This window comes from Haladaptatus sp. W1 (assembly GCF_001723155.1).
GTDB lineage: Archaea > Halobacteriota > Halobacteria > Halobacteriales > Haladaptataceae > Haladaptatus > Haladaptatus paucihalophilus.
The window spans coordinates 1-3,173 of record NZ_MEIH01000389.1; the positions used below are offsets into that span (position 1 = coordinate 1).

The window sequence follows — 3,173 nt, forward strand, 5'->3', positions numbered from 1 at the left end:
ACCTCGACGCAAGTTCGAGAGCGACGATGCCGGTACCCGTACCGATGTCGAGTACCACGTCGTCAGGCTCGATGGGCGCGTGCGCGAGAAGAGACGACAGACACATCTGGTACACCTCGTCTGCCTCGCTGTCCGCATCGTAGTCCATCGGGGTGTAACCGTGGTAGTCGCGTTCGGTGTTGGTCATCCGTACGGTGAATTGGATGTGCTGATGGATAAGGGTCTCAAGAATCATCGCTGACACATACTACCGACTCGCTCCCTCTATGCAGCACGCTCACAGAAGCATATCAACGTTTGAGGATTTCAACAAGGCCAAAATGTTCGAGAATTACGGCCAATCGTCGGGTAACTCATCTGCATGGTTACTCATCAAGGTGAGCAGTGGGGCAATCTCATCGAAGTTCGGCCCTCGACGGATCGTCTCCGTGTCTGGGTTCCACTCGATATAGCCTTTGTCGGCCAATTTCGGAAGATGGACGTGGTGGAGCTGCGTTTTCAGTGCTGTGAGCTCGTCGTCCGTAGCGTCTGACGTGAATTCATCTTCATCGCGTGGATTGTCGTCTAACACTGCCAACAGGATGCGGCGGCGGTGTGGAGAACTCAGCATGTCGAGGCTCATATCGAGTGACGTGGAAGTGGTCGGGTTTCTCATGGTGGTGTGACTGGTATTGCGGGACATATCTACTAGAATGCGTTCCGCGTGCCGACCACGCGAAGGGAACGAGGGAGTGACCCTGCACGGCCGGTGAATCCGGCTCAAGCGGCCCCTTTATGAGTGGGGCACAAACACACAGTGGGTACGTATGATTTCGTATTTATATACTCGGTCTCCCTGACGGATACGTCTGTGGGGCAACACCTCCGGATGACACACATAATCCATTCCCCGTAGTGAGCACGAGAAGAGATTCATGTCGATAAGGGCCAACACAGCCGATGATGCGGTCATCGTTCTCGCAGAGAGACTCTCATCGGTCGCTGTCAGTGACAGTCCGTATGCTGATCTACAGAAGCCCGTCTCCTGAACGAGCCCAGCCCACTTCACAATCACTCAGGCTCGTGTGTGTCCACACTTGCTTAATGCAAAATGTAGGAGTATGAATGCCGTCGTACTGTGAGCAACGTCGATTGAATATTTGGTGTATAAGCGGCAGTGGGTTATTTATGGCAATGATTCCGTTTAGAATCTCTATATGAAATGCACATTCAGATAATCATATCTGCCCACCCGAGTATTTTACGTTCTTCGAGCCGTGAATTTTGTTCTAGCGTACCTAAACAACTTAGTCATTCATTTGGCACTCATAATTGGGATTCTGACCATTCACGATTGAATGAGCCGTCGCACAATGATGTTCAATCGCAAGTTGATCTACTTGTTGGCAGGAATCAGTCGATGAATTCGCACTCCATGAGCAGTCAATACACTGCATCATTTTGGCGTGTCCCATACCTATTCCATAGAGCATGAATATCTATAAATCAGAGACGTTTTTAGAGTTTCTAGACGTTTGAAGAAGTGAGTGACACTAATCTGTTTAGCTGGTCACTCTCACAGTGTTCCCACATGAGTGATAAGGATTCGCCGAATTCTAACGATGAGGCGCCCTCCAACACAATCCACAATCAGTACGAGTGGCCCTCAACAGAACCGAGCACTGCTGTTGTCGAAACAGTAGCCCAAGCAGAACTGCGATCAGCAAGAACTCAGTCCACTGTACGAATCTCTTGATCCCGACGCCTTCGACATTGGTACTCCCTGACTCGTCGACGTCACCACTGAGAGCTCCGAGAGTCCCGTAGACCACCGATACGTTATCTCTATCGGCGATATGATCGGCGGAGCTACTGGCTTGCACGTGCCTGTATTACGTCCACCGTGACGCCGTCGACACGCACATGACCACGAGTGAAAACGTGACCAACAACGGCACGCTGAATGCTATCTCCTCGGAGGCCGACCAGAACGACGAAGATGATGCCGAGTCTACGACTGTGACTGTGACGGCCTTGTGACCATCCAGTCCTGAGCGTGCGCAAAAGCGGGATCAACACCGCTTCGTGGGTATCGCTGGGATCTCGGACAGAGGGCTTAACCACTTTTGAAATCATATATATTGTGGCTAACCAATGATACGCCCTTCCCGTCGGAGAGAACGCGATGAGACCGAGCACAATGCAGATGACTACGAGGGCGTCCAGGGCTGTCCTGAGTGCGACTCAGAAACCCTGCTCACAAGCGCAGACGGAAGCGAAACCGTCTGTGAAGCCTGTGGGTTAATTGTTGAGGAAGAGGCGGTTGACCCTGGACCAGAGTGGCGAGCCTTCAATCACCAGGAGCGCCAACAGAAGTCCCGGGTTGGTGCACCGATAACTGAGACAATGCATGATAAGGGCCTCACAACGAATATCGATTGGAAAGATATGGACGCCGCCGGTAACGCGTTGTCCGCTGACAAACGCAGCCAAATGCACCGACTGCGCAAATGGCAAGGACGTATCCGAACGAAAGATGCCAGCGAACGTAACCTCAAATTTGCACTCTCCGAGATAGATCGGATGGCAAGTGCACTCGGTGTGCCACGATCGGTTCGCGAAGTCGCCTGTGTCCTGTACCGTCGCGCACTCGATGAAGATCTGATTCGAGGTCGCTCGATCGAAGGGATCGCAACCTGTTGTTTGTATGCGGCGTGTCGCAATGAGAATATTCCGCGGAGTCTTGAGGAGATTGCAGATGTGTCGCGTGTTGAACGAAGAGAAATAAGCCGCTCATACACGTATATTGGACGGGAACTCGGTCTCGAGATACAACCGGTCGACCCGAAACAGTATATTCCTCGATTCTGTTCAGAACTTGGGAGTAGCGACGCTGTCGAAGCGAAAACGAACGAAATTCTCGACACCGTGTCATCAAAGGGCCTGCTTTCAGGAAAATCACCCACTAGTTGTGCCGCTGCAGCGATTTACGCCGCGTCACTCCTGTGTGGTGAGAAAGAAACACAGCGTGCGGTTGCTACGGTGACACAGGTCACCGAAGTGACCATCCGCAATCATTATCAAGAACAGCTCGATGCACTCGGTCTCTAGGAATACGCAGTTTTCCGTCGAGGGTGCTATCTAAATGAGAAAAACCCGAGCGGCAGTATTGACATAAAAAGAAACCAAGAAAG

2 protein-coding genes and 1 pseudogene are annotated in these 3,173 nt (G+C 51.7%); 1 reads left to right on the forward strand and 2 read right to left on the reverse strand.

All coding sequences use genetic code 11. The features are described from left to right. Both BG842_RS24570 and BG842_RS24575 read right to left on the reverse strand, forming a co-directional pair. Positions 1-187: pseudogene (locus tag BG842_RS24570) on the reverse strand (protein-L-isoaspartate O-methyltransferase); the annotation flags it as partial. A gap of 144 nt (positions 188-331) precedes the next feature. Next, complete coding sequence (locus tag BG842_RS24575) at positions 332-622, reverse strand: transcriptional regulator (RefSeq protein ID WP_217493337.1); 291 nt, start codon at positions 620-622, stop codon at positions 332-334. A 1,511-nt stretch (positions 623-2,133) separates the two neighbouring features. Here BG842_RS24575 and BG842_RS24580 point away from each other — a divergent pair. Next, the gene (locus tag BG842_RS24580; protein WP_069451568.1) at positions 2,134-3,090 is read left to right on the forward strand and encodes a transcription initiation factor IIB family protein; all 957 of its coding nucleotides are present in this window, start codon (positions 2,134-2,136) and stop codon (positions 3,088-3,090) included. The last annotated feature ends 83 nt before the right edge of the window (positions 3,091-3,173 follow it).